Origin of the sequence: Pantoea sp. Ap-870 (assembly GCF_011752515.1) — a bacterium.
GTDB classification, from domain to species: Bacteria; Pseudomonadota; Gammaproteobacteria; order Enterobacterales; family Enterobacteriaceae; genus Pantoea; species Pantoea dispersa.
This window is the reverse complement of sequence record NZ_VWXG01000001.1, coordinates 604189-628739: the sequence shown is the minus strand read 5'-3', so window position 1 is coordinate 628739 and position 24551 is coordinate 604189. Positions and strand designations below refer to the sequence as shown.

Annotated in this window: 22 protein-coding genes; 10 read left to right on the top strand and 12 right to left on the bottom strand. The window is 57.6% G+C overall.

The features are described from left to right. Nucleotides 1-144: 144 nt before the first annotated feature. Nucleotides 145-636, top strand: a complete 492-nt coding sequence (sulA, locus tag F3J41_RS02990; protein ID WP_031279848.1) for an SOS-induced cell division inhibitor SulA — start codon at nucleotides 145-147, stop codon at nucleotides 634-636. 348 nt (nucleotides 637-984) lie between these two features. Then, nucleotides 985-2055, top strand: coding sequence for a porin OmpA (ompA, locus tag F3J41_RS02985; protein WP_058759727.1), 1071 nt, complete (start codon nucleotides 985-987; stop codon nucleotides 2053-2055). A gap of 68 nt (nucleotides 2056-2123) precedes the next feature. Here the strand turns inward: ompA and matP are convergent, their stop codons facing one another. Then, the gene (matP, locus tag F3J41_RS02980) at nucleotides 2124-2591 is read right to left on the bottom strand and encodes a macrodomain Ter protein MatP (protein ID WP_021508308.1); all 468 of its coding nucleotides are present in this window, start codon (nucleotides 2589-2591) and stop codon (nucleotides 2124-2126) included. 53 nt (nucleotides 2592-2644) lie between these two features. Here matP and F3J41_RS02975 point away from each other — a divergent pair, with 53 nt between their 5' ends. Continuing rightward, nucleotides 2645-4507, top strand: a complete 1863-nt coding sequence (locus tag F3J41_RS02975) for a Lon protease family protein (RefSeq protein WP_058759728.1) — start codon at nucleotides 2645-2647, stop codon at nucleotides 4505-4507. A 67-nt stretch (nucleotides 4508-4574) separates the two neighbouring features. After that, complete coding sequence (gene fabA / locus F3J41_RS02970) at nucleotides 4575-5093, top strand: bifunctional 3-hydroxydecanoyl-ACP dehydratase/trans-2-decenoyl-ACP isomerase (protein WP_010616565.1); 519 nt, start codon at nucleotides 4575-4577, stop codon at nucleotides 5091-5093. Between the two features lie 66 nt (nucleotides 5094-5159). Here the strand turns inward: fabA and rmf are convergent, their stop codons facing one another. The 6 genes from rmf to rlmKL form a co-directional block, all read right to left on the bottom strand. Beyond that, the gene (gene rmf / locus F3J41_RS02965) at nucleotides 5160-5327 is read right to left on the bottom strand and encodes a ribosome modulation factor (protein ID WP_013508548.1); all 168 of its coding nucleotides are present in this window, start codon (nucleotides 5325-5327) and stop codon (nucleotides 5160-5162) included. Between the two features lie 267 nt (nucleotides 5328-5594). Then, nucleotides 5595-6161: a membrane integrity-associated transporter subunit PqiC gene (gene pqiC, locus F3J41_RS02960; protein ID WP_021508310.1), complete on the bottom strand. Its 567-nt coding sequence runs from the start codon at nucleotides 6159-6161 to the stop codon at nucleotides 5595-5597. Then, nucleotides 6158-7801, bottom strand: a complete 1644-nt coding sequence (gene pqiB, locus F3J41_RS02955; protein ID WP_021508311.1) for an intermembrane transport protein PqiB — start codon at nucleotides 7799-7801, stop codon at nucleotides 6158-6160. The genes pqiC and pqiB overlap by 4 nt, the downstream gene beginning before the upstream one ends. Continuing rightward, nucleotides 7773-9056 carry a membrane integrity-associated transporter subunit PqiA gene (gene pqiA / locus F3J41_RS02950; RefSeq protein ID WP_059008936.1) on the bottom strand — a complete coding sequence of 428 codons (1284 nt, stop codon included), beginning with the start codon at nucleotides 9054-9056 and terminating at the stop codon, nucleotides 7773-7775. Before pqiA ends, pqiB begins: the two co-directional genes overlap by 29 nt. A 16-nt stretch (nucleotides 9057-9072) precedes the next feature. Next, complete coding sequence (locus F3J41_RS02945; RefSeq protein WP_166709891.1) at nucleotides 9073-10980, bottom strand: ABC transporter ATP-binding protein; 1908 nt, start codon at nucleotides 10978-10980, stop codon at nucleotides 9073-9075. Between the two features lie 5 nt (nucleotides 10981-10985). After that, entirely contained in the window at nucleotides 10986-13103 is a 2118-nt protein-coding gene (gene rlmKL / locus F3J41_RS02940) for a bifunctional 23S rRNA (guanine(2069)-N(7))-methyltransferase RlmK/23S rRNA (guanine(2445)-N(2))-methyltransferase RlmL (RefSeq protein WP_058769855.1), read from the bottom strand. A 96-nt stretch (nucleotides 13104-13199) separates the two neighbouring features. On the opposite strand from rlmKL, the gene F3J41_RS02935 reads away from it, so the two are divergent. Further along, the gene (locus F3J41_RS02935) at nucleotides 13200-14309 is read left to right on the top strand and encodes a YcbX family protein (RefSeq protein ID WP_166709889.1); all 1110 of its coding nucleotides are present in this window, start codon (nucleotides 13200-13202) and stop codon (nucleotides 14307-14309) included. Nucleotides 14310-14312: 3 nt separating this feature from the next. Here F3J41_RS02935 and F3J41_RS02930 read toward each other — a convergent pair whose 3' ends face one another. From F3J41_RS02930 to F3J41_RS02910, 5 genes are all read right to left on the bottom strand, one after another. Beyond that, entirely contained in the window at nucleotides 14313-14855 is a 543-nt protein-coding gene (locus tag F3J41_RS02930) for a cell division protein ZapC (RefSeq protein WP_058759732.1), read from the bottom strand. Between the two features lie 150 nt (nucleotides 14856-15005). After that, nucleotides 15006-16016, bottom strand: a complete 1011-nt coding sequence (pyrD, locus tag F3J41_RS02925; RefSeq protein ID WP_166709887.1) for a quinone-dependent dihydroorotate dehydrogenase — start codon at nucleotides 16014-16016, stop codon at nucleotides 15006-15008. Between the two features lie 119 nt (nucleotides 16017-16135). Continuing rightward, the gene (locus tag F3J41_RS02920) at nucleotides 16136-17140 is read right to left on the bottom strand and encodes a glycosyltransferase family A protein (RefSeq protein ID WP_021508318.1); all 1005 of its coding nucleotides are present in this window, start codon (nucleotides 17138-17140) and stop codon (nucleotides 16136-16138) included. Further along, entirely contained in the window at nucleotides 17137-18654 is a 1518-nt protein-coding gene (locus tag F3J41_RS02915) for a lipopolysaccharide biosynthesis protein (protein ID WP_021508319.1), read from the bottom strand. The genes F3J41_RS02920 and F3J41_RS02915 overlap by 4 nt, the downstream gene beginning before the upstream one ends. Nucleotides 18655-18756: 102 nt before the next feature. Continuing rightward, nucleotides 18757-19551, bottom strand: a complete 795-nt coding sequence (locus F3J41_RS02910) for a hypothetical protein (RefSeq protein ID WP_031279850.1) — start codon at nucleotides 19549-19551, stop codon at nucleotides 18757-18759. A 731-nt stretch (nucleotides 19552-20282) separates the two neighbouring features. Here F3J41_RS02910 and ssuE point away from each other — a divergent pair. Genes ssuE through ssuB form a run of 5 tightly spaced genes read left to right on the top strand, consistent with a single transcriptional unit; the run spans nucleotide 20283 to nucleotide 24551 of the window. After that, nucleotides 20283-20834, top strand: a complete 552-nt coding sequence (gene ssuE / locus F3J41_RS02905) for an NADPH-dependent FMN reductase (protein ID WP_127833883.1) — start codon at nucleotides 20283-20285, stop codon at nucleotides 20832-20834. A gap of 10 nt (nucleotides 20835-20844) precedes the next feature. Then, a complete protein-coding gene (locus tag F3J41_RS02900; protein ID WP_166709885.1) occupies nucleotides 20845-21804 on the top strand; it encodes a sulfonate ABC transporter substrate-binding protein in 960 nt (319 codons plus the stop codon). Between the two features lie 11 nt (nucleotides 21805-21815). Beyond that, nucleotides 21816-22961, top strand: a complete 1146-nt coding sequence (ssuD, locus tag F3J41_RS02895; protein ID WP_166709883.1) for an FMNH2-dependent alkanesulfonate monooxygenase — start codon at nucleotides 21816-21818, stop codon at nucleotides 22959-22961. A gap of 10 nt (nucleotides 22962-22971) precedes the next feature. Next, nucleotides 22972-23763: an aliphatic sulfonate ABC transporter permease SsuC gene (ssuC, locus tag F3J41_RS02890; protein WP_021508324.1), complete on the top strand. Its 792-nt coding sequence runs from the start codon at nucleotides 22972-22974 to the stop codon at nucleotides 23761-23763. After that, a complete protein-coding gene (gene ssuB / locus F3J41_RS02885) occupies nucleotides 23760-24551 on the top strand; it encodes an aliphatic sulfonates ABC transporter ATP-binding protein (RefSeq protein ID WP_152391160.1) in 792 nt (263 codons plus the stop codon). The genes ssuC and ssuB overlap by 4 nt, the downstream gene beginning before the upstream one ends.

Sequence of the window (24551 nt, the reverse complement as noted above, 5' to 3'; positions counted from 1 at the left end):
AACGATTTAGCTGTTCAATGAATAAAAGCGGCAACGCGCGGTTCTTGTGCGGAATTTGCGAGGCATTTTCAGAAATTGAGGTTGATCTTTATCCAGGAACTCATTACTGTATATTCATACAGTTCATTACTGAGTGATTAAAATATGCGTACTCAATACTCTGGCCCTGCTGATCGTGCTCACCGTTTCGCTGCGACGGGCTTAACGCAACCTTCTCTGGGTGGTATTACTGAACTGCGTTATAGCGAGCAGCCCGGCATCATGCCGCTGCTGTTACTGCCGGTCCTCAAGCAGCTGAGCACGCAGTCACGCTGGCAGCTGTGGCTGACGCCAGCGCACAAACTGAACCGCAGCTGGATGCAGCAGTCAGGATTACCGCTGGAAAAGAGTATGCATATTACGGAATCCGAGCGTTTAAGCACGGTTGAGAGCATGGTGAAAGCGTTGCGCACCGGTAACTACAGCGTGGTACTCGCCTGGATTCCTTATGAATTGAGCAATGAAGAGCGCCTGGAACTTGAGCAGGCAGCCGCCGAAGGCGAAGCGCTGGGATTGATTATGCGTCCTCAGGGGCGGGATCTTGCTCTGTCCAGACAGCCAAACAGCGCAAAAATTCCCTCTGATTTGTTTCATTAAGTAAAACTAAGATTTTTCTCACGCTATTTTTTCACAAAGTTGCGGCTAAGCCACTGATTCTTTTCCCGCCAGCTATGACAATGGCTTAGCCGCATTTTTCTTTTCTGGTAGCGAAAATTTTGCCATGTCATTTGTTAAAATGTGTGTATAAATCCCTGTTTTTTTATCCGCTGACGTCACATCATACTTGTAAGTTTCCAATCTCGTTGTAGACTTTACCTCGCCAGGGTGCTCAATAACCTCCGTTTTTTCGGTAGAGTCATAAGCGAGCGTTTAGACCCGGCGAAGGATTACAACCAAGAGCAACCTTTTTGCTCATTGCCTATTTGGATGATAACGAGGCGCAAAATGAAAAAGACAGCTATCGCAATTGCAGTGGCACTGGCTGGCTTCGCTACCGTAGCGCAGGCCGCTCCTAAAGATGACACCTGGTATACCGGTGCTAAACTGGGCTGGTCTCAGTATCACGATACTGGTTACTACGGTAACGGTTACGAAAACAACGACGGTCCAACTCACGAATCTCAGCTGGGCGCAGGTGCTTTCCTGGGCTACCAGGCTAACCCATACCTGGGCTTCGAGCTGGGCTACGACTGGCTGGGCCGTATGCCGAACAAAGGCAACGTGACCAATGGCGCATTCAAAGCACAGGGCGTTCAGCTGGCAGCTAAACTGAGCTACCCAATTGCTGACGATCTGGACGTGTACACCCGTCTGGGCGGCATGGTATGGCGTGCTGATTCAACTCAGACCAACCCAGACAACGGCCGCATCAGCAACCACGACACCGGCGTTTCTCCGCTGGCTGCTGTTGGTGTTGAATACGCACTGACCAAAAACTGGGCGACTCGCCTGGACTACCAGTGGGTTAACAACATCGGTGACGCAGGTACCGTTGGTGCGCGTCCAGACAACAGCATGCTGAGCGTCGGCGTTTCTTACCGTTTCGGTCAGGACGAAGCTGCTGCACCAGTTGTTGCCCCAGCGCCAGCTCCGGCTCCGGTTGTTGAAACCAAGCGTTTCACTCTGAAGTCTGACGTGCTGTTCACCTTCAACAAATCTACCCTGAAGCCAGAAGGCCAGCAGGCTCTGGATCAGCTGTACAGCCAGCTGAGCTCAATGGATCCGAAAGACGGTTCTGTTGTGGTTCTGGGCTTCACCGACCGCATCGGTTCAGACCAGTACAACCAGAAACTGTCTGAGAAACGTGCTCAGTCTGTTGTCGACTACCTGGTATCTAAAGGTATCCCGGCTAACAAGATCTCTGCACGTGGCATGGGTGAATCTAACCCAGTTACTGGCAACACCTGTGACAGCGTGAAAGGCCGCAATGCCCTGATCGACTGCCTGGCGCCAGACCGTCGCGTAGAAATCGACGTGAAAGGTATCAAAGACGTTGTAACTCAGCCACAGGCTTAAGTTATCGCGCAATAAAAAACCCCGCTTCGGCGGGGTTTTTTTTGGCTTTTTATCACACGCATTTTTTGCTATTCGTTATCCGCGCCGCCTTTACCCAGAATCGCCTGCAGATCCTGCTTCAGCGTCGACATCTGACTGGCATACTTCTCTTTGCGTTCTGCATCTTCGATCAGCTGAACAATGGTCTCTGACAGGGTGCTGTTACGACGCTGCGCCAGACCGGCCAGACGCTGCCACACCAGATACTCCAGATCGATCGATTTTTTCCGCGTGTGCTGATGCTCTGCGTTGAAATGACGTTTACGCCGCGCGCGTATGGTCTGCTTAAGACGGTTTTCCAGCTCCGGATGGATATGCTTTGCGATCCAGTCACCGACCTCAACCGGGTTATTCTCCATCGCCAGCAACGTCTCTACCGCCGCCTGCGCAGCGCTCAGCTCAATATGCCGGGTGATCAGCTCACCTTCCCGATGCTTTTTCACCAGGTATTTCCACTTCCATCCACTTTCAAGATTTTCGAGTTGCTGGTATTTCATCGGAATCTCATCGTGATCACGTAACAAACTAAGAATAACAGCTTTTTTCCCGGATGCAGCAAGGAAAAACATGTTGCGGCCATCACAGTTCAGGCCGGAAGTGCGCCGTGCTTAACCGGGTTGAATCCTGTATAATCGCGCTTTTCCTGAACCAGACTAATGCGAATATTTTGACCAGCACTCAACTTACGTGGCAAGCCCTGCAGCCGGATAGCTCACGCTACCAATCACTTTTCTCAACCGTCTCTCTGGAAGATAGCGATACGCTTGCCGCGGTTCAGCCGCGTCTGCTGAATGCGCTGGCGCATTTACATCATCAAACGCTGGGCTTTCCGCTGCTGCTGTTACGCAGCCAGGAAAACAGTGATTATCTGGCGTGGATTGCCGAGGCGGCGCAGCGCTTTCAGCCTGATGAGGACGCGCTGTACGGCGGTGATTATCATGTAATGGGCGACAACGTCAGCCTGCAACCGCCTGTCGATGCCAGCCGTCCCTTCACCAGCACCGGTGGCGTGCATTACGCCGACTGGATTGAGTCCGAGCAGCTGTTTGGCTGCGTGCGTCAGTATAAAGATCGCGTACAGCTGGAGCCCGGTCTGCTGCATCAGGCTAACGGTGGCACGCTGATCCTGTCGATCAATACCCTGCTGGCGCAGCCGCTGCTGTGGCTACGTCTGCGCAAAGTGATCGAATTGGGCCGCTTTGACTGGTATTCACCGGACGAGCGCCGTCCCCTGCCGGTGACCATTCCTCCGCTGCCGCTGCAGCTTCGTCTGATTTTATGTGGCGATCGCGAGGCGCTGGCCAGCTTCCAGGAACTGGACGTTGAAGTGCACGAAATGGCGCTCTACAGCGAGTTTGAAGAGAATCTGCAACTGGTCGATGATGATGACATGGCCAACTGGTGTCGCTGGACGCTATGCCAGGCGGAACTGGCCGGTCTGACGCCACCCGAAGCTGATTTCTGGCCGCTGCTGATCCAGGAAGCGGTGCGTCTGACCGGCGATCAGGACACGCTGCCGCTGTGCCCGCGCTGGCTGCGCCGTCAGCTGCAGGAAGCCGCGCTGCACGGTGAGACACTGAATGGTGAGGCGCTGAAAGAGGCGCTGGAAGCACGCCAGTGGCGCGAGAGTTTCCTTGCCGACCGGATGCGCGATGAGATCCTGTTAAATCAGATCATGATCGAAACGGAAGGCGAAGTAGTTGGTCAGATCAACGGCCTGTCGGTGATTGAATTCCCTGGTCATCCACGTCCGTGGGGCGAGCCATCACGCATCACCTGTGTTGTGCACCCGGGCGATGGCGAGTTTACCGACGTGGAGCGCAAAGCGGAGCTTGGCGGCAACATCCACGCCAAAGGCATGATGATCATGCAGGCATATCTGATTTCCGAGCTGGAGCTGGAACAGCAGCTGCCCTTCTCGGCATCGCTGGTGTTTGAGCAGTCTTACTCCGAAGTCGACGGTGACAGCGCCTCGCTGGCCGAGCTGTGCGTGCTGATCAGCGCGCTGGCAAACCAGCCGCTGAACCAGCAGATTGCCGTTACCGGTTCGGTGGACCAGTTTGGTAATGTGCAGCCGGTGGGTGGTCTGAATGAGAAAATCGAAGGCTTCTTCCATATCTGCCAGTCGCGTGAACTGACCGGAAAACAGGGCGTCATTCTGCCTGCCAGCAACGTGCGCCATCTCAGCCTCAGCGACGACGTGGTAGAAGCGGTACAGCAGGGCCAGTTCCATATCTGGGCGATTGAGCGCGTTGACGAAGCGCTGCCGCTGTTAACCGGTATTGCCTGGCAGAGCGAAAGCGGCGACTCGCTGCTGAGCACCATTCAGGAGCGCATTACTCAGCTCAATCAGCAGGAAAACCGACCGCGGCCCTGGCCATTACGCTGGCTCAACTGGTTCAACCACAGCTGATTACATTGCCCAGCGTACAACTGTTCGCTAATATTCGGGCTTCACTAAAAGAAGGCATATTGAGAACATGGTAGATAAACGCGAATCCTATAGCAAAGAAGACCTGATTGCCTCTGGTCGCGGCGAACTGTTTGGCGAGAATGGCCCACCGCTTCCGTCTGACAACATGTTGATGATGGACCGCGTGGTCAAAATGACCGAAGACGGCGGCAAATTCGATAAAGGTTATGTGGAAGCCGAACTGGATATCCGCCCTGACCTGTGGTTCTTTGATTGCCACTTTAAAGGCGATCCGGTGATGCCAGGCTGTCTGGGTCTGGATGCTATGTGGCAGCTGGTTGGCTTCTATCTCGGCTGGCTGGGTGCGGAAGGTAAAGGCCGTGCGCTGGGTGTGGGTGAAGTGAAATTCACCGGCCAGGTTCTGCCGACGGCGAAGCTGGTTACTTACAAAATTCACTTCAAACGCGTCATCAACCGCAAGCTGGTGATGGGCGTGGCCGATGGCGAAGTGTTCGTCGACGGTAACCTGATTTACACCGCGACTGACCTGAAAGTGGGCCTGTTTAAAGATACTTCAGCGTTCTGACCCGCCAACAAAAACCTCCGCACGCAGCGGAGGTTTTTTTTCCTGTTTACAGACATCCGACGGTGCCTAAGCCACCGCCGACCTGTCCTCCATGGCTTGTCGCCAACCTCCCAACCAGTGAGACCGGGCATCGATCATTTGATAAGGGCATATCTCTTTTGAGCGGCCGGTAATGCCTGCCTGATAGCCTCGTGAATGTGCTCGTTCCAGGCGGTCTCTCTTCTGTCTCTTCATACCTCGTTTCCCTCATTTCAGGTCTGGTGGAATCTGGTGGAAAGAAAGAGTGGTGAATTAATGTTCAACCACAGTAATGTTCTAACCTGTGGTGGGTGAAAGGTCAATGCGCAAAATTCACGCCAATGTCATCAATTTGCCGTGAAATCGACACAAATCCCTCAGTGCCGCCGCCATATCTGGCTGATTCCGCAATAAAAAAGTCCCTGATTTGCGCGCCGTCACATAACGGCAAATCAGGGACTTAGCATAAGCATCGAACAAATCCTAATTTAGTGTCACCACGCTGTTAGCGATTTGCTGAGCCGTTTGCTGCCAGCCGAGCGCCAGCGTGCGCACCAGCGCATCGTAGCCATCTTCGGTTTGCGGCAGCGTCAGATTAAAGCCATGTTTGATAAGCCGGCCTTGATGTTGCAACAGCCATTCACCGCTTACTACCACCTTGCCGTCATAACGGCCGTGGAAGCCGGTGACGTGCACGCTGAGCGTATCGTGCGTGTCACCCAGCGGCTGACTGGCCACCAGCCGGCCGGGCAACGCCTGCCCGAGGTTACTCACCAGTGTCTGCTGCAGCTGCTGGTCGAGCGGACTGGCCCACAGATTATTGGCGGCAATCACGTACTTCACGTCGCTGGTTTGATAAACCAGCCCGTTGCCGGCGAGATAATCCGGCACGCTCACCTGTTCAACCCAAATCATCGGCTGGCTGGCGGAGGCGTCACTGCTGACGCGCGCCATATTGCTGCCCGCAGGCAGCTGGTAATAAGTGGTGTCGATAGTGCTGCTGCAGCCCGCCAGCAGCAGCACAGCACCGATAATCAGCCCTTTTTTCACTGTTTCGCCCTCTTTGGCTGCGGATCCTGACCCGGTTTGGCTTCAAATACCAGCGCGTTGCTCTTGCTGTTGAGCGTTTTCAGCACCGGCTGCAATTCGCGCAGCACCTGGTCAAGGCGCTGCATGTCGCCCACCAGTTTGTTATAGGCTGGCGATCCCGGCTGCAGCCCCTTCATGCTGCGATTAAGCTCGCGCAGGGTTTGCTGCATATCGGCCGGCAGCGTTTTCATCGCCGGGTTGGCGGTGATCTGATTGAGGTTATCCAGCGTTTTCTGCAGCTGCTGCAGGGTGCGCTGGCTCTCTTTCAGCGTGCCGGTAGCCTGGTTGATCATCGGGTTGAGCGGCAGCGCGTTGATCTTATCCAGCGCCGCCATCAGTTTCTGCTGAATCTGGCTCAGACCGCCGCTTACGGTCGGAATCACTTCCAGTCCCGCCACTTCGTTCGGTCCTTTGTAAGCCGGTGCATTGTCATAGAAGTCGAGATCGACAAACAGCGCACCGGACAGCAGGTTGCCGGTTTTCAGCGTGGCGCGCAGGCCGCGTTTCTTACCATCCTGCAGATGCTGTTCAAGATTGAAGTCGCCACCCAGACGGCTGATAAAGCGGTCCGGCTCGATGCGGATCAGCACCGGCACGCGGTAATCGGTGTTCAGCGCCTGATTCACGCCCGGGATCATGTAAGGCACCTGAGCCACGGTACCAAGACGAATGCCGCGGAACTCTACCGGAGCGCCGACCTGCAGACCACGAATCGAGTCGCTGAAGAACATCAGGAAATCAGTGTGCTTGGTGTACAGCGAATCCTGAATGCTGCGCTGGTCGTCATACAGGTGGTAGTCGTCCTGATTTTTGGCCAGCTCGCCGAGTTCCCAGCCGTCCGGCACGTCAAAGCTCACGCCACCGCTAAACAGGGTCGTCAGCGAGCCCATTTCGACGCGCATGCCGGAAGCGGACATATCCACCGCAATGCCGCTGTCTTTCCAGAAGCGCACATTGGTGGTAATCAGCCGATCGTAAGGCGCGGCGATGAACAGCTGATAGGTCATCATGCGCTTGTCGGTATCAAAGGTGCTGGTTTCCACCGTACCGACGCGATAGCCGCGGAACAGCACCGGATCGCCCGGATTAAGCTGGCCGGCTTTTTTGCTGTCGAGGATGACGCGAATACCTTTGGCATCCGGCGGTGCCAGCGGCGGCGCGTCGAGCAGCTGATAATGCTCTGGCTTATCCCCTTTGGCGCCCGGCTGCAGTTCAATGTAGGCGCCGGAGAGCAGCGTACCGAGGCCCGTCACCCCTTCCCGGCCAATCTGCGGCTTCACCACCCAAAACACGCTGTCTTTATGCAGCAGTTTTTCCATGCCGGCATTCAGGCGCGCGGTGATCTCCACATGGTGCAGATCGTCCGTCAGCACCGCGCTTTCGACGGTGCCCACGTCGACGCTGCGGCTTTTAATGGTGGTTTTACCGGCAACAATGCCTTCGGCGTTTTCGGTGATCAGCGTGACCTGCGGTCCCTGATGGCTGAAGTGATAAAACAGAATCCATCCGCCGATTAACAGCGTGACGATAGGTACGATCCACACCGGCGACCAGCGTTTAATCTGGTCGACGTTAGCAATGCCGTGTTGGTTGTCCGTCAAGACGCGGCTCCTTACGTTCAGTTTCCTGTAGGCGATCCCAAATCAGGCGCGGATCAAACGTCATGGCAGCGAACATAGTCAGGATCACCACCAGCGCAAACAATAGCGCGCCTGGCGCAGGGTAAACACTCATCAGCTGGCCCATGCGCACCAGCGCAGACAGCACAGCGATCACAAACACATCAATCATTGACCAGCGGCCAACAAACTCCACCACCTCATAAATCAGGTGCATCTTCTCGCTGTCGCGCCGGCCGCGGCCGCTGGCGTGCCAGCACAGCCAGCCAATCGCCACCATCTTCAGCGAAGGCACCATAATACTGGCGATAAAAATCACCAGCGCGACCGGCCAGGAGCCATCGCTCCACAGCAAAATCACGCCGGCCATAATGTTGGACGGATACTGCGAGCCGAGCGTTTCGGTCACCATGATCGGCATAATATTCGACGGGATATACAGCATCACCGAGGTGATCAGCAGCGCCAGCGTCCACTGCAGGCTGTGCTGCCTGCGTGGCGCGGCGCTTACGCCGCAGCGTGGACAGGTTTTCTGCGCGGCCGGCAGAATCGCGGTGCAGCACGGACAGCTGCGCAACCCCTGCTTCAGTCCGCTGATGCCCGCCTGCGGCGTTTGCGCCAGCGGCGGCAGCGGATCGATGCGCTGCCAGACCCAGCGGCGATCGACGCACTGAAACGCACGCAGCTGCAGCAGACAAAACAGGCACCACGGCCAGAAGCTGCTGCCAAGGCCAATTTCACCGTACGCCATCAGTTTGACGAAGCTGACCAGCACGCCGGCCATGAAAATTTCCGCCATACCCCAGCTGCGCAATTGAAACAGAATGCGTGCCAGCCCGAGTCGCAGGCTGTGCGGCAGGCGCACCGGATTGACCAGCAGCAGAATGGCGATCATGCAGAAAGCCGGAATGCCCTGCACAAACAGCAGGAACAGCGTGGCGAGGCTGCGATAATCCTCACGATCCATCACTTGCGGGATAGCCATCAGCGAGATCTGGCTGCTGAGCCCGGCCACATGCATGCTGATAAACGGAAACAGATTGGCCAGCAACAGCATAAACAGCGCCGCCAGCGCATAGCCGGTGGGACGTTTACGCGGTTCGTGCCAGTTAGCCACCAGCGTGGTGTGACAGCGCGGACAGCGCGCACGGCTGCCCACCGGTACGGCGGGCAGTTTTACGGTTAAATCACACTGCGGACAGAGCATCCAGTGCTGCGTCTGATGCGTGGCACACATGCTGACTCCCTCTGCGTTATGCGCCGTTTTTCAGCGCTTCCAGCTCTTCCCACCGTTCAAAGGTGGTTTCCAGCTCCTGCTCCGCCTGCGCCAGCGCATCCAGCACCGGCTGCGTTTTGTCGTGCGGCTGGCTGAAGAAGTCCGGATGACTCATCTGCGCCTGCAGCTCACCGATACGCGTCTCCAGCTGCTCCAGCTTTTGCGGCAGCTGTTCCAGTTCACGCGTCAGGTTATAGCTTAGCTTGCCTGCGCTGCGTTTGGGGGCGTCGGCTTTTTCTGCCGGTTTAGTCGCTGCGCTTTTGACCGGTGCAGCTTTGGTCTGCTTGTAAGCGGCGCGCTGCTGCTGCGCATCATGGTAGCCACCGACGAAGGTACCGATCTCGCCGTTGCCTTCAAAGATCCAGCATTCGGTCACGGTGTTATCCACAAACTGACGATCGTGGCTCACCAGCAGTACGGTTCCCTGATAGCCATCCACCAGCTCTTCCAGCAGCTCGAGCGTTTCGACGTCGAGGTCGTTGGTCGGTTCGTCAAGGATCAGCAGGTTGCTGGGCTTGAGGAACAGACGCGCCAGCAGCAGGCGGTTACGCTCGCCGCCGGACAGCGCACGCACCGGCGTCATGGCGCGTTTCGGGTGGAACAGGAAGTCCTGCAGATAGCCGAGCACGTGGCGCGGCTTGCCGTTGACCATCACTTCCTGTTTGCCTTCCGCCAGGTTGTCCATCACGGTTTTATCCGGATCGAGCTCCGCGCGGTGCTGATCGAAGTAGGCGATTTCCAGTTTGGTGCCGCAGTGCACGCGACCGGCATCTGCCTTCAACTGGCCGAGCATCAGGCGCAGCAGCGTGGTTTTACCACAGCCGTTCGGGCCAATCAGGGCGATTTTGTCGCCGCGCTGTACTTGGGTGGAGAAATCCTTCACCAGCGTTTTGCCGTCAACGCCGTAATCCACGTTTTCCAGCTCAAAGACGATTTTGCCGGAACGCGCCGCTTCACCGACCTGCATATTGGCTTTGCCCATCACGTCACGCCGTTCGGAGCGTTCACGACGCAGCGCTTTCAGCGCGCGCACGCGGCCTTCGTTACGGGTGCGACGCGCTTTAATGCCCTGGCGAATCCATACTTCTTCCTGCGCCAGCTTGCGGTCGAATTCGGCGTTTTGCATCTCTTCAACGCGCAGCGCTTCCTCTTTGCCGAGCAGGAACTGATCGTAATCGCCCGGCCATGACACCAGCTTGCCGCGATCGAGGTCGACGATGCGCGTCGCCATATTGCGGATAAACGAGCGGTCGTGCGAAATAAACACGATGCTGCCGTTGAAGGTTTTCAGGAAGCTTTCCAGCCAGTCGATGGTTTCAATATCGAGATGGTTAGTCGGTTCGTCGAGCATCAGCACGCGCGGGTTACTGACCAGCGCTCGGCCCAGCGCGGCTTTACGCAGCCAGCCACCGGAGAGTGACGACAGCTCGGTGTCCGCCTGCAGCCCGATTTGCTGCAACACATCGTTGATGCGGCTGTCGAGCTGCCACAGGTTGTGATGGTCGAGAATCGTCTGCAGTCGCCCCATTTCGTTGAGGTTTTTCTCGCTCGGATCTTCCATCACCAGGTGCGATATGGCGTGATACGCCTTAAGGTGCTCAGCCTGTTCGGCCACGCCTTCGGCAACGAAGTCGTACACCGAACCGGTGATATTGCGTGGCGGGTCCTGTTGCAGCCGCGCGACCACCAAATCCTGCTCATAAATAATGCGGCCGTCATCCAGCGGCTGTTCGCCGTTGATGATTTTCATCAGCGTCGATTTACCGGCGCCGTTGCGCCCAACCAGACAGACGCGCTCGCCCTCTTCGATATGCAGTTCGGTGTTATCCAACAGCGGCGCATCGCTGAACGACAGGTAAGCGCCATGGATACTGATCAGTGACATAAAACTTATTCCTTACCGGCGTGGCTTACCAGCCAGCAGTTGTGAATTTGACGGTTGCGCGCAAAGTCCTGCGACAGCGTTTTTTGCGTAATTTCCTGCGCCTGCAGACCCAGACGCTGCAAGCCGTCCAGATCCATTTTGAAGCCGCGCTTGTTGTTGGAGAACATAATGGTGCCGCCGCGACGCAGCATGCGCTTCAGGTTCTGCAGCAGCATCAGGTGGTCGCGCTGCACATCGAAGTCATCTTCCATGCGTTTGGAGTTGGAGAAGGTCGGCGGATCGATAAAGATCAGATCGAACTGCTCATCGCTTTCGCGCAGCCAGCTCAGGCAGTCCGCCTGCATCAGGCGATGCTGGCGCCCGGTTAATCCGTTCAGGCGCAGGTTACGTTCGGCCCACTCCAGATAGGTGCGCGACATATCGACCGTGGTGGTGGACTTGGCGCCGCCCAGCCCGGCGTGCACGCTGGCGCTACCGGTATAGGAGAACAGGTTAAGGAAATCTTTCCCCTGGCTCATCTGGCCCAGCATCTGGCGCGCGATACGGTGGTCGAGGAACAGACCGGTATCGAGATAATCCGTCAGGTTCACCAGCAGCCGCGCGTTAAACTCCTGCACTTCAAAGAATTCGCCCTTCTCGCTCAGCTTCTGGTACTGATTTTTGCCCTTCTGCCGTTCGCGGGTTTTCAGCACCAGGCGATTGGCCGGTATCTCCAGTACGCTCAGCGTGGCACCGATCACGTCAAACAGGCGCTGGCGTGCTTTGGTCGCATCCACGGTTTTCGGCGGCGCGTACTCCTGAACCACCACCCAGTCGGCGTAGCGATCGACCGCCACGTTATACTCCGGCAGATCGGCGTCATACAGGCGGTAGCAGTCAATATTCGACTGGCGCGCCCACTTGTCCAGTTTTTTGCTGTTCTTACGCAGGCGGTTAGCAAAGTCTTCGGCAATCTGTGCGCCGCCTTCGGCGCTGTTCTCCGCCAGCTGGTAGTTCTTCTGTACGCACTCCAGCGGACCGTTTTTCGCTTTAAACTGGCGATCGGCGCGCAGCTGCAGGCAGCTGAGCAGCTCGGGTGAGGCGCTGAACAGCGACAAATTCCAGCCGCCAAACTGCTGTTTCATGATGCGGCCCAGCTGGCTGTGCAGCGCAATCAGCGCCGGCTCGCTCTCCAGACGCTCACCGTACGGCGGGTTACTCAGCACCGTACCGCGCATCGCTTCGCCCGCCAGCGGATTTTTCAGCTGCAGCACATCCTGCTGCGCAAAGGTGAACAGATCAAACACGCCGGCGCGGCGTGCGTTGGCACGTGCCCACTCCAGCACGCGACCATCATTATCATAGCCAAAGAAGCGTGACGTGGTGGCGGCCGTGCCGGCGCGCGCACGCTGCAGCGCGTCGCTGCGCACCTCCTGCCACAGTGCATTGTTGTGGCGTTTCCAGCGGCTGAAGCCCCAGTGCGAACGCAGCAGGCCCGGCGCGCGATCGCAGGCGATCAGCGCCGCTTCAATCAGGAGCGTACCGGAGCCGCACATCGGATCGACCAGCGGCGTGCCGTTCTGCCAGCCGGAGCGCATCACAATCGCCGCCGCCAGGTTCTCTTTCAGCGGTGCCTGGCCGGTTTGCTGACGATAGCCGCGCTGGTGCAGTGCAGTGCCGCTGAGATCCAGCGCGATGCTAACGCGATCTTTGTTCAGCCACGCGTTGATGCGGATGCCCGGCTGCTCGCGATCGACACTCGGCCGCTCCAGATTCTGCCGGGTAAAGCTATCGACAATCGCATCTTTGATGCGCAGCGCACCAAACTGACTGTTGCGAATCACCTCATTGGTGCCGCTGAAGTGGATGGCGAACGTGGTGTTGCTGTCAAACAGCTCGCTCCACGGGATGCTTTGCGCGCCGACGTAGAGATCGAGATCGCTCCAGACGCCGAATTCTCCCAGCGGCAGCAAAATACGTGAAGCCAGACGGCTCCACAGCAGGCTTTGGTACATTACGCGGTCGTCGGCTCGGAAGTGGACGCCGCCCTGCACCACCTGCAAATCCTGCGCACCCAGCGCGTCCAGCTCAGTTTTCAACAGCTCTTCGAGCCCACGCGCCGTACTGGCAAACAGAGAATTCATATCGTCACTTTTACTCTTGCTAAAATTGTTGCGCATTATAGCGAATCAGCGTCCTATGTCATAAAGTTAGCTTCTTTTTGTCTGTACGGAGTTGTGATGATTACCCTGTCTCGCCTGTATATTCACCCGGTTAAATCGATGCGTGGTTTGCAGCTGTCACACGCGCAGGTGCTGGAAAGCGGTCTGGCCTTCGATCGCATCTTTATGGTGACCGAAGCGGACGGGACCTTTATTACCGCCCGCCAGTTTCCGGAGATGGTGCGTTTCACGCCCGCCCTGCTGCCCGACGGGCTATTCATCACCGCGCCGGACGGCAGCCAGGCGCTGATCCGCTTCAGCGATTTCAGCGCCCAGCCGGCACCGACCGAAGTGTGGGGAAACCAGTTCACTGCGCGCATTGCGCCTGACACCATCAACCAGTGGCTGAGCGGCTTTTTCCCGCGCCCGGTGCAGCTGCGCTGGGTTGGCACTGAGCCGTCTCGCCGGGTAAAACGCTTCGACCAGGTCCCGCTGGGGTTCGCTGACGGCTTCCCTTACCTGCTGGTCAACATGGCGTCGCTGCAGGATCTGCAGCAGCGCTGTCCGGCCAGCGTGCGTCTGGAACAGTTCCGCCCCAATCTGATCGTCAGCGGCGCCAGCGCCTGGGACGAGGACAGCTGGAAACGTATTAAGATCGGCGAGATCACCTTCGAGATGCCGAAGCCGTGCAGCCGCTGCGTGTTTACCACCATCGGCACCGAAAGCGGCCGCAAGCATCCGCAGGGCGAACCGCTCGCCACGCTGCAGCGCTTTCGCAGCGCGCAGGACGGCAGCGGTGATATCGATTTCGGCCTCAATTTGATTGCGCTTAACAGCGGTATCGTGCGCGTCGGCGATACGGTTGAAGTGCTGGAACGGCAAACGCCGCGCGCTTACGGTGCCGGTGAGGTGGTGGAAACGCTGCAGGCCGCCAGCAGCGCGCCGGCCGCCGTGACCATTGGCTATCAGGGTCAGCAGTTTGCCGGCGATAATCAGCAGGTATTACTGGAACAGCTGGAGATGCAGGGCTTTCGCATTCCCTATTCGTGTCGGGCCGGAATCTGCGGCAGCTGCAAAATAACGCTGGTGTCGGGTGACGTGAAGGCGCTGAAGCAGAGCGCGGTGCGCGGCGATGGCACCATTCTCAGCTGCAGCTGTATTCCGGACGGAGATATCGAACTGGCGTAAGCGCTACACCGCGCGGGCGAAGGGCGCGCTGCTCTCCTGCAACTGCGGCTGCAGGCGATCGTTCATGATCTTGATAGCATCGCCGAGCTGCATCCCTTTGCCCGCCACCGTCAGTGCACTCTGCGCCAGCAGACAGAGCGCGGCATTCTCGCCGCTTTCGACCACCAGCAGCTGTGCCTGTTCGCCGCTGTCGGCCAGCGTTACCGCCACCATATCGCCCGCGACGGGCTGCCAGCTGTGCGCATGGCTGGTGAAGTGCCAGCTTTTCGGCATCAGCGGCTTAAGGAAACGGCTGGCCACCAGCGCATTCAGCACCAGCTCGGCGCGCTGATCGCTTTTTAAACCGCTCTGGCGACAGCGCTCTTCAAAAGTAAAATAAAGCGCAGCGTCATCAACGCAAAAACCGCTGTCATTAAAGGCATCGGGCGTCAGCATTTTGCGCGAGAAGCGCGAGCGAAATAACATTCCATCGGCCAGATCCAGCATCATCCGGTCATGCTCTGCGTCAAAATACCAACGCCAGTTGTCATCGGGTTTGATTTTCATGGGGTGCCCTGTGGATTTACGCTGCGCTAAACGGCGCTGAAATTTAAAATATTGCTTTAAGGAAAAAGCTGAAAATTGTACGAACAGGACAAAATATAAACGAGCCGGAGGGAGAAATAAACCCCCCGGCCTGGGAAAGTGAGAAATGTCTTAGAGATGGGTCACGATATCTTTAATTAAACCCGGACCTTTATAAATAAAGCCTGAGTATATCTGCACCAGCGTTGCGCCAGCCGCCATTTTTTCCCGTGCCGCGACCAGCGAATCAATGCCGCCGACGCCAATAATAGGCAGACGTCCCTGCAGCTCCTGCGACAGACGGCGAATCACCTCGGTGCTGCGCGACTGTACCGGACGGCCACTTAATCCCCCCGCTTCGTCGGCATATTTCAGCCCGCTCACCAGCGAACGATCGAGCGTGGTATTGGTGGCGATCACGCCGTCTATTTCGTGGCGCACTAAACTGTCGGCAACCTGGATCAATTCTTCTTCAGAAAGATCCGGCGCGATCTTCACCGCCACCGGCACATATTTCAGATGGCTTTCCTGCAGCGCCCGCTGTTTTAATTTAATCGCCGACAGCAGATCGTCCAGCGCTTCGCCATATTGCAGCGAACGTAATCCGGGGGTATTCGGTGAGGAAATATTGATGGCAATATAACCGGCGTGCGCATACACCTTTTCCATGCAGGTCAGATAATCGTCTTTGCCCTGCTCCACCGGCGTGTCTTTATTTTTACCAATATTGATGCCAAGCACGCCTTTAAAGCGCGCCTTTTTCACATTCTTAACCAGGTGATCAACGCCGAGATTATTAAACCCCATGCGGTTGATGATTCCTTCCGCCGCCACCAGCCGGAACATGCGGGGTTTGTCATTGCCCGGCTGCGCGCGTGGCGTCACCGTGCCCACTTCGACAAAGCCAAAGCCCATGGCGCCTAAGGCATCAATGCACTCCGCGTTCTTATCCAGACCCGCAGCCAGCCCCAGCGCGTTCGGAAAGGTCAGCCCCATACAGGTCACCGGACGTGACGGCAGCGACTGACGAATCAGCCCTTCCAGCGGCGTGCCGCTGATGAAGCGTAACTGTTGAAAGGTGAGTTCGTGCGCGCGCTCTGGATCGAGCTTAAACAGCGCCGGCCGGACGATAGGATATAACATGCACTCTCCTGAATGGCGGAAGCTTCGTGAAAGTCGGGTGCACGGGAATTTGTGCGCCAGAATGGTAAGGTGCTCTGGCGCAAAAGTAAATTACTCTGGATGCAACAATTTGATCGGTATCAGCGTCGGGCGGAATAGCGTCCCAGACGATCGCGGCAGGCCTGTAAGCCGCTGTAAATCGCCGGGCAATACCACAGCAGTTTCAGTCGCGCGTTGTGCTGTAACACTTTACGCACCAGCTGATTCACCTGCGGCTGCCACTCGGCGGGCACCGTCATCTGATTTTTGCGGATTTGCGTCAGGCAGCCGTGCATCACCGTCTGGTAATAGTCATCCAGCAGCGCCTCATCGTGCGGTAGTTGCTGCTGCTGCAGGAACTGCTCACTGCCGGCGCGGGCGATAAAGTAATTTTTCACCCACGAGAAGTCGCGCGTGCTCTGCGACAGAGAACTCAGCATGAAGCGTTTGTAGTAGTAGCTCTGGCTGGTGCAGTACAGCGCGCGCGCCTGCAGATAAAGGGCGAACATAAAGGGCGCGTCTTCATGGTTCTGGATCGGCAGAAACTGCAGATCGAGCTGGTCAATCAGGCGACGCGAGATGATGCTGCTCCAGATCACCCGATGCGCCGACTGATGCTGTATCAGCGTGCGCAGCGTAGCGCTGCCGCCCGGCAGCAGACCGCTGACGTGGCGCTGATGGATGGTCTGATAATGGCGCTGCGGCGCTGGCAGGTCGAAAAACATTTTCGCGCCAAAGCAGAACAGATCAATCTCCGGGTGACGGGCCTGCACGCGGCGGAAATCGGCGAACAGTTCAGTCGAGACGAAGTCGTCGGCATCCATAAAATAGACGAAATCGCCGCTGGCTGCGGCCAGCCCCTTCATGCGCGCGGCACTGACCCCGCCGCGTCCGCCACTCAGCAGCGTCACCTGCGGATGCTGCGCAGCAAACGCCGTCAGCCAGGCCACGCTGTCATCGCTCGAGCCATCATCAATAATGATGATCTCTTCCGGCGGCGATGACTGGCGAAGCAGCGATCCCAGGGTTTCCGGCAGCCAGGGCGCGCAGTTCCAGTTAGGGATAATTACCGAAACCGTCGGCGTGCGGCGTGATGTCATGCTCATCCTCTTTCCTCTGCGTTAACAAGCGGCGCGCGCAGGCGTTTTAGCACCAGGCTATGTAACAGACAGCACACGCCAAGGTTAAAGGCCCCGATCAGCCCCAGCCACAGCAGGTTGATCCAGCGATTCTGGTTCCACTCAATCGGCAGCAGCGTGCTGAGCCAGGCAATCAGCGCCGACACCGCCCAAATCAGCGCTACGTCGCGCGTCAGCCAGCTGAAATGGATGCCCGGCGCAAAGCGGCGATGCACCAGCCACGCCCAGCCAACTAAATAGAAGATGTTCTGTCCCAGCCACAGCCAGCCGGTGCCCAGCGCCCCGTAATGGACGGCACACCAGATGTTGAGCGGCACCAGCACGACGGCAAAACAGGTGAATCCCTGCATGTGCAGTTTCAGATTGCCGTTAACGTATTGCAGGTGATACAGCAGGCCGCAGATCGCCTGGATGCCGCTGCCGAGCGCATAGAGGCTAAGCACAAACGCCATCTCTTCGACAATTTGCGGTTTCTGCGTCCACGCCCACAGTAGCGGTCCGGCATAGCAGGCAATGGTGATGCTGAGCGGGGCCATAAAAATTGCCACCGCCTGGGTGGTATAGCGATAGAGCTTCAGCGATTCGGCATCGCCCTGCTGACGGGTTTTCATGCCGGTCATGCGCGGCACAATCGCCTGCATAATCGGACTGCTCAGCAGCAGGATACCGGTCGCGGCCGTGGCGACCACGGTGAACGAGCCGTATTCACTCAGTGGCAGGGTTTTTGACAGCACCAGCCGGTCAATCTGCGAAATAAAGGTCCACACGGCACTGGAGAAGGCGGCGCTCAGCGCAAAGCGGATAAAGGGTTTGAGCACGCCTTTCAGATCGTCGCGCTTCTCTTTGCGCGCTGCGCGGGGCACCAGCTGACAGGATTTCCAGATACAGCAGGCGGCTTCGGCAATCGAGACCAGCAATTGCCAGATAAAGAAGGTCAGCAGCGGATTCGGGAACAGCTGGATCACCAGTACCGCGCCAAAAGTACGCAGCGTGGTAATGATCAGGTTCACGCCGTTGAGCCAGACCTGATGCTCAAAACCGACAATCACGCTGCGATACGGGCTGGTACGCCAGCGAATCGCGGCGGTGATCACCATGATCGCCACGGCAACTACCACATCACTGGCGGGCAAGTGCTGCGCATCCAGCCAGTGCGTGGCAATCCATGGCGTCGCCAGCCAGCCGAGCACCACCAGCACCAGGGTGGAGAACAGGAAGAAGCGAGTCAGCGTGGCAAACAGCGCCGGAAACCAGACAAATTCTGCCTGATTTGCCCGGTAGCGTGCCGCCTCGCGCATCAGCGTGGTTGAAACGCCCGCGTCCAGCAGCTGCAGCCAGGTCAGCAATATAGAAAAGAAGCCCACGAGGCCGTAAGCTTCCATACCTAAATGCTGAATATACAGGGGAACTACTAAAATACCTGACAGCGTCAGATAGATCTGGCCAACATAGTTGGCAATCGCGTTACGTTTGATAGACATAAAAACTCTGGCGTCTGGGTATTTTTCTCAGTGTTAACAGCGTGACACAAAAATACCTCAGCGCCCACGGGAGTAATTCTTAAAATTAACGCTGGCGCTATCTCAGCGGCTTTTTCTCATTTTCATCAGTGAGAAATAGAGGTCGGGCTGTTTCAGTAACAGTTTTTCCATTGTGCTCTGCGGTGAAAACTGATCGGCAAAGTAGCGCACCGCGTGCCGCACATTATTAGAGAACTGCGTTTCAGCGTTTAATTCCTGCTGTACCAGCTGTAATAACCCGCTGCGTAAATAACTCTGGCGATAACGGTTTCGCTCCGGAATAAAGTGTGACAAACGGGTGACCTTTTCATACTCCGTCATAAATTGCTGATAGCTGGGTGGCGGATTAACCGTGGTGACCTCATGCTCAGCGCGAGCATCCAGCAGCCATACCGTTTGCGTATTTAACAGGCCGGCCAGCATCACATCCTGAATGCGTACCAGCGGAGCGGCATTTTTCACCAGCGCGGCGCGCAGGATGACCGCATAGTTATTCTGCTGCCACAGGCGCTGCGCCTGCAGCTGCTGGAACAGCTGCAGCGACGACTGCAGGCCGCTGCTCAGTGCGCGTGGTGCCAGTGAAACCAGCATGCAGTTGAGCTCCGGGCGCTGATGGCTGAGCGTTGCCACTTCCTGCAACAGTGCAGCAGAGGGCGCAAAGCCGTCGGCGGCAAACAGTAAGAACGCGTCGTCGCTGACGCTCTCCGCCGCTGGCTGTGGCACAGCGGTAAACTGGCTGTGCGCGGCATCCGGCTGCAGCAGATAACACAATAGTGGATTAACGTTATCAGCCGCGACGCGCGCGGGCTGAGCGGCAACCGGCTCAGCCGGGTGCACTAACAGAGCAGACCTTCCCATATTCCTCTCCCTAAAAATAATACTGAATAATGGCCAGACAAAAATCCGCCCAATTAAGGCGCAAATAAGGCAGTGACTTTTTTTTAGCGTAAGAAAACTCAATCAATTATAAACAGCCCGCCGACGGCATGACTATTGGCCCTTGCCAGACTGGCTGATAATTTACCGTTTATTGTTAAGCGCAACTGAAGCAATCCCGGCCAGAGTGCTGAAGTAATACGTAATATCGGTAACAGGAAACGCGTTAAACGGTGCGATTTTAATAAAACGCCACGCTTTGACACACTTACTCGCTAATTTGAGACCAGCTTAAAATGGAACATTCTAAACAGCCACTACGAAAAATCCTGGTGCCCGCTTTAAACTTACGTCAGCGTTTGTTTGCTACTCCTTAAATTACCTCATCTATTTCTTCTTAAGCCTGACGACAATGGCGCGCCCGGCGATATGTGTCGACGGTTACACCTCTGATTTAACCAGGCAACAGCGCTTTTAATCATTCTCACCTTGCCCGTGACGGAAGCCGCTAATGAAAACCCGGCAATCTGCGGGTGCAATTCAGATTAACCTTAGAGGCGCTTTTCCCTTCCTTTATAAGCGCGGGCTATTCCCGCCTGACGGCTATCCATTGCCGGATAAATCATTTACGCCTCGCCGCCTGCTCTGTCAGGATTGAACGAATCAGTTCTCAATAATTGCCAATCAATAACTTTCAGTTATAAGGAGTGACCATGCGGGTTATTACGCTGGCGGGGAGTCCGCGTTTTCCTTCACGTTCTACGGCGCTGCTGAGTGTGTGCCAGCGGGCGCTGGAAGCGCGTGGCGTTGAGGTGATTCCGTGGAACATTCACAACTTTCAGCCGGAAGATTTGCTGTATGCGCGCTTTGACTCACCGGCACTGGCCGCGCTGAAAGCGGATTTAGCGCTCGCGGAGGGGCTGATCGTCGCCACACCGATTTATAAAGCCTCTTTCTCAGGTGCGCTGAAAACCCTGCTCGACCTGCTGCCAGAGCGGGCGCTGGAACATAAAGTGGTGTTGCCGCTGGCGAGTGGCGGCAGCGTGGCGCACATGCTGGCCGTTGACTACGCGCTGAAACCGGTGCTGAACGCGCTGAAAGCGCAGGAAGTTCTGCACGGCGTGTTCGCCAGTGATACGCAAATCACCCAATACGACCGCCAGCCTGAGCTGGATGCGCTGCTGAGCGAGCGCATTGATGAGGCGCTGGAAACCTTCTGGCAGGCGCTGCACCGTCGTCATCAACCCTATGCTCAGGCTGTATAAAGGAACCGCGATGAAAAGGATGTTAACCCGCTGGCTGCTGCCGACCGTTACCGCGCTGTTTGCCCTGACCCTCACGGCTCAGGCTGCCGAAGCACCAGCACAATTCCGTATCGGCTATCAGAAAGGATCGGTCAGCATGGTGCTGGCCAAATCGCATCGGCTGCTGGAGCAGCGCTTCCCGGCCACCAGCATTCAGTGGATCGAGTTCCCGGCCGGTCCGCAAATGCTTGAGGCACTGAACGTGGGCAGCATTGACCTGGGCAGCACCGGTGATATCCCGCCGCTGTTTGCTCAGGCCGCCGGGGCGGATTTGCTGTATGTCGGCTCGGAGCCACCGAAGCCGCAGGCCGAGGTGATTCTGGTGCCGAAGGACAGTCCCATCCACAGCGTGGCGCAACTGAAAGGCCATAAAGTGGCGTTCCAGAAAGGCTCCAGTTCGCACAATCTGCTGCTGCGCGCGCTGGAACAGGCCGGGCTGAGCTTTAACGATATTCAGCCGACTTATCTGACGCCAGCCGATGCGCGCGCCGCGTTTCAGCAGGGTGATGTTGACGCCTGGGCGATCTGGGATCCCTACTATTCTGCTGCGCTGCTGCAGGGCAACGTCCGTGTGCTGGTGGACGGTAGCAAGCTGAATCAGACCGGTTCGTTCTACCTCGCCACGCGCAGCTTTGCTACCGATCACGGTGACTTCGTGCAGCAGGTGCTGCACACCTTTAGCGAAGCCGATGCGCTGACGCGCAGCCAGCGCCAGCAAAGTATCGATCTGCTGGCACAGGCGATGGGCCTGCCGAAGCCGGTGATCGCCAGCTACCTTGACCATCGTCCTCCGACCACCATTACGCCGGTCAGCGCCCACACGGCGCAGGCCCAACAGCAAACTGCCGATCTGTTTTATGCCAACCATTTAATGCCGGTCAAAGTCACCATTGCCGATCGCATCTGGCAGCCACAGCCGGCCCGGCCATAAGGAAATTTATCATGAGCGTATCCGTATTCTGGTTTCTTCCCACCCACGGCGACGGCCACTACCTCGGTACCGCCGAAGGTGCGCGCCCGGTGGACCACGGTTATCTGCAACAGGTGGCGCAGGCCGCCGATCGCCTCGGTTTTGGTGGCGTGCTGATCCCCACCGGCCGGTCGTGTGAAGATGCGTGGCTGGTGGCCGCATCCCTGATTCCGGTGACGCAGCGCCTGCGTTTTCTGGTGGCGCTGCGCCCGGGGGTGATTTCCCCGACGCAGGCCGCACGGCAGGCCGCCACGCTCGATCGTCTCTCCAACGGGCGCGCGCTGTTTAACCTCGTTACCGGCGGCGATCCGGAAGAGCTGGCAGGCGACGGCGTTTTCCTCGATCACCGCGAGCGTTATGCCGAATCTGCGGAGTTTACCCGCGTCTGGCGCCGGGTGAGTGAAGGCGAAACGGTCGATTACGAAGGCAAGTACGTCAAAGTGCGCGGTGCACGATTGATGTTTAAAGCGGTGCAGCAGCCACGTCCACCGCTGTGGTTTGGTGGCTCATCGGATGCCGCGCAGGATTTGGCCGCGGAGCAGGTGGATGTCTATCTGACCTGGGGCGAACCGCCCGCGCTGGTCAAAGAGAAGATTGAACAGGTGCGCACCAAAGCGGCGGCGCAGGGGCGCATGGTGCGCTTCGGCATTCGTCTGCACGTGATTGTGCGTGAAACCAATGAGGAAGCATGGCAGGCGGCAGACCGGCTCATCGCCCATCTTGACGATGCCACCATTGCTAAAGCGCAGGCGGCTTTTGCCCGCACCGATTCAGTCGGTCAGCAGCGCATGGCCGCGCTGCACGGCGGACGGCGCGATCGGCTGGAGATCAGCCCGAACCTGTGGGCCGGCGTCGGTCTGGTACGCGGCGGTGCCGGGACTGCACTGGTGGGCGACGGTCCGACGGTCGCGGCGCGTATGCAGGAGTATCAGGATCTCGGCATCGAAACTTTCATTCTGTCTGGCTATCCGCATCTGGAAGAGGCCTATCGCGTGGGCGAGCTGCTGTTCCCACATCTCGACCTGGCCGTGCCGGAAATCCCGCAACCCCGCGTGGTGCAGGCGCACGGTGAAGCGGTCGCCAATGATTTCACCCCGCAAAAAGTCGCGCAGAGTTAAGGAGTCGCATATGGCAAAAGTCAAGAAACAGCTGAGCAATGCCCTGCTGCCGTGGGCGCTGCCGGTGCTGCTGGTGGTGGTGTGGCAGATTGCCTCACAGGCTGGCTGGCTGTCGACGCGCATCCTGCCCTCGCCGGAGAATATTGTCATCACCTTCTGGCATCTCGCGGCCAGCGGTGAGTTGTGGCAACACCTCGCCATCAGCGGCTGGCGAGCAGCAATCGGCTTTGCCATTGGCGGTTCGATTGGCCTGATTCTCGGGCTGATTACCGGCACGTCGCGCACCGGGGAACGGTTGCTGGATACTTCGGTACAGATGCTGCGTAACGTGCCGCACCTGGCGCTGATCCCGCTGGTGATTCTGTGGTTCGGCATCGACGAGTCAGCCAAAATTTTTCTTGTGGCGCTCGGCACGCTGTTCCCTATCTACCTCAATACCTATCACGGCATACGGAATATTGACCGCGGCCTGGTGGAGATGGCGCGCAGCTATGGTCTCTCCGGCTGGAGCCTGTTTATTCAGGTGATTTTGCCGGGCGCGCTGCCGTCAATCATGGTTGGCGTGCGCTTTGCCCTCGGTCTGATGTGGCTGACGCTGATCGTGGCCGAAACCATCTCGGCCAACTCCGGTATTGGCTATCTGGCAATGAACGCCCGTGAGTTTCTGCAAACCGATGTGGTGGTGGTCGCCATCATTCTCTATGCCCTGCTGGGCAAACTGGCCGACGTGACGGCACAGCTGCTGGAGCGTGTCTGGCTGCGCTGGCATCCGGCTTACCAATTGAAGGAGGAGAACGCATGAGCAACGCAACGCTAAGCCCGGCGCGCCTGAACCGCGGTACCCCGGTGGGCGTCAATGGCGTCACCAAGCAGTATGGCAATCGCACCATCCTGAATCATATCGATTTACATATTCCGGCCGGCCAGTTTGTCGCGGTGGTCGGCCGCAGCGGCTGCGGTAAAAGTACCCTGCTGCGCCTGCTGGCCGGGCTGGAATCCACCACGCACGGTGAACTGCTGGCGGGCAACGCGCCGCTGGCCGAGGCGCGCGAAGATACCCGCCTGATGTTTCAGGATGCGCGTCTGCTGCCGTGGAAGAAAGTGATCGATAACGTTGGCCTCGGTCTGAAAGGCCGCGAGTGGCGCAGCGCCGCGCTGGAAGCGCTGGCGGCGGTCGGTCTGGCCGATCGTGCACATGAGTGGCCGGCAGCGCTCTCCGGTGGACAGAAACAGCGAGTGGCACTGGCGCGGGCGCTGATTCATCGTCCCGGCCTGCTGCTGCTCGATGAACCACTCGGTGCACTTGATGCGCTGACGCGCATTGAAATGCAGGGCCTGATTGAGTCGCTGTGGCAGCAGCATAATTTTACCGTGTTGCTGGTGACGCACGATGTCAGCGAAGCGGTGGCGATGGCCGATCGCGTGCTGCTGATTGAAGAGGGTCAGATCGGGCTGGATTTGGCGGTGGATTTATCGCGTCCGCGCCGCAAAGGATCGGCGCGCCTCGCCGAGCTGGAGGCCGAGGTGCTGGATCGGGTGATGAAGCGGGGAACCTCAGAGCAGCCCCTGCAGTTCGCGCAGCAGCGTTAA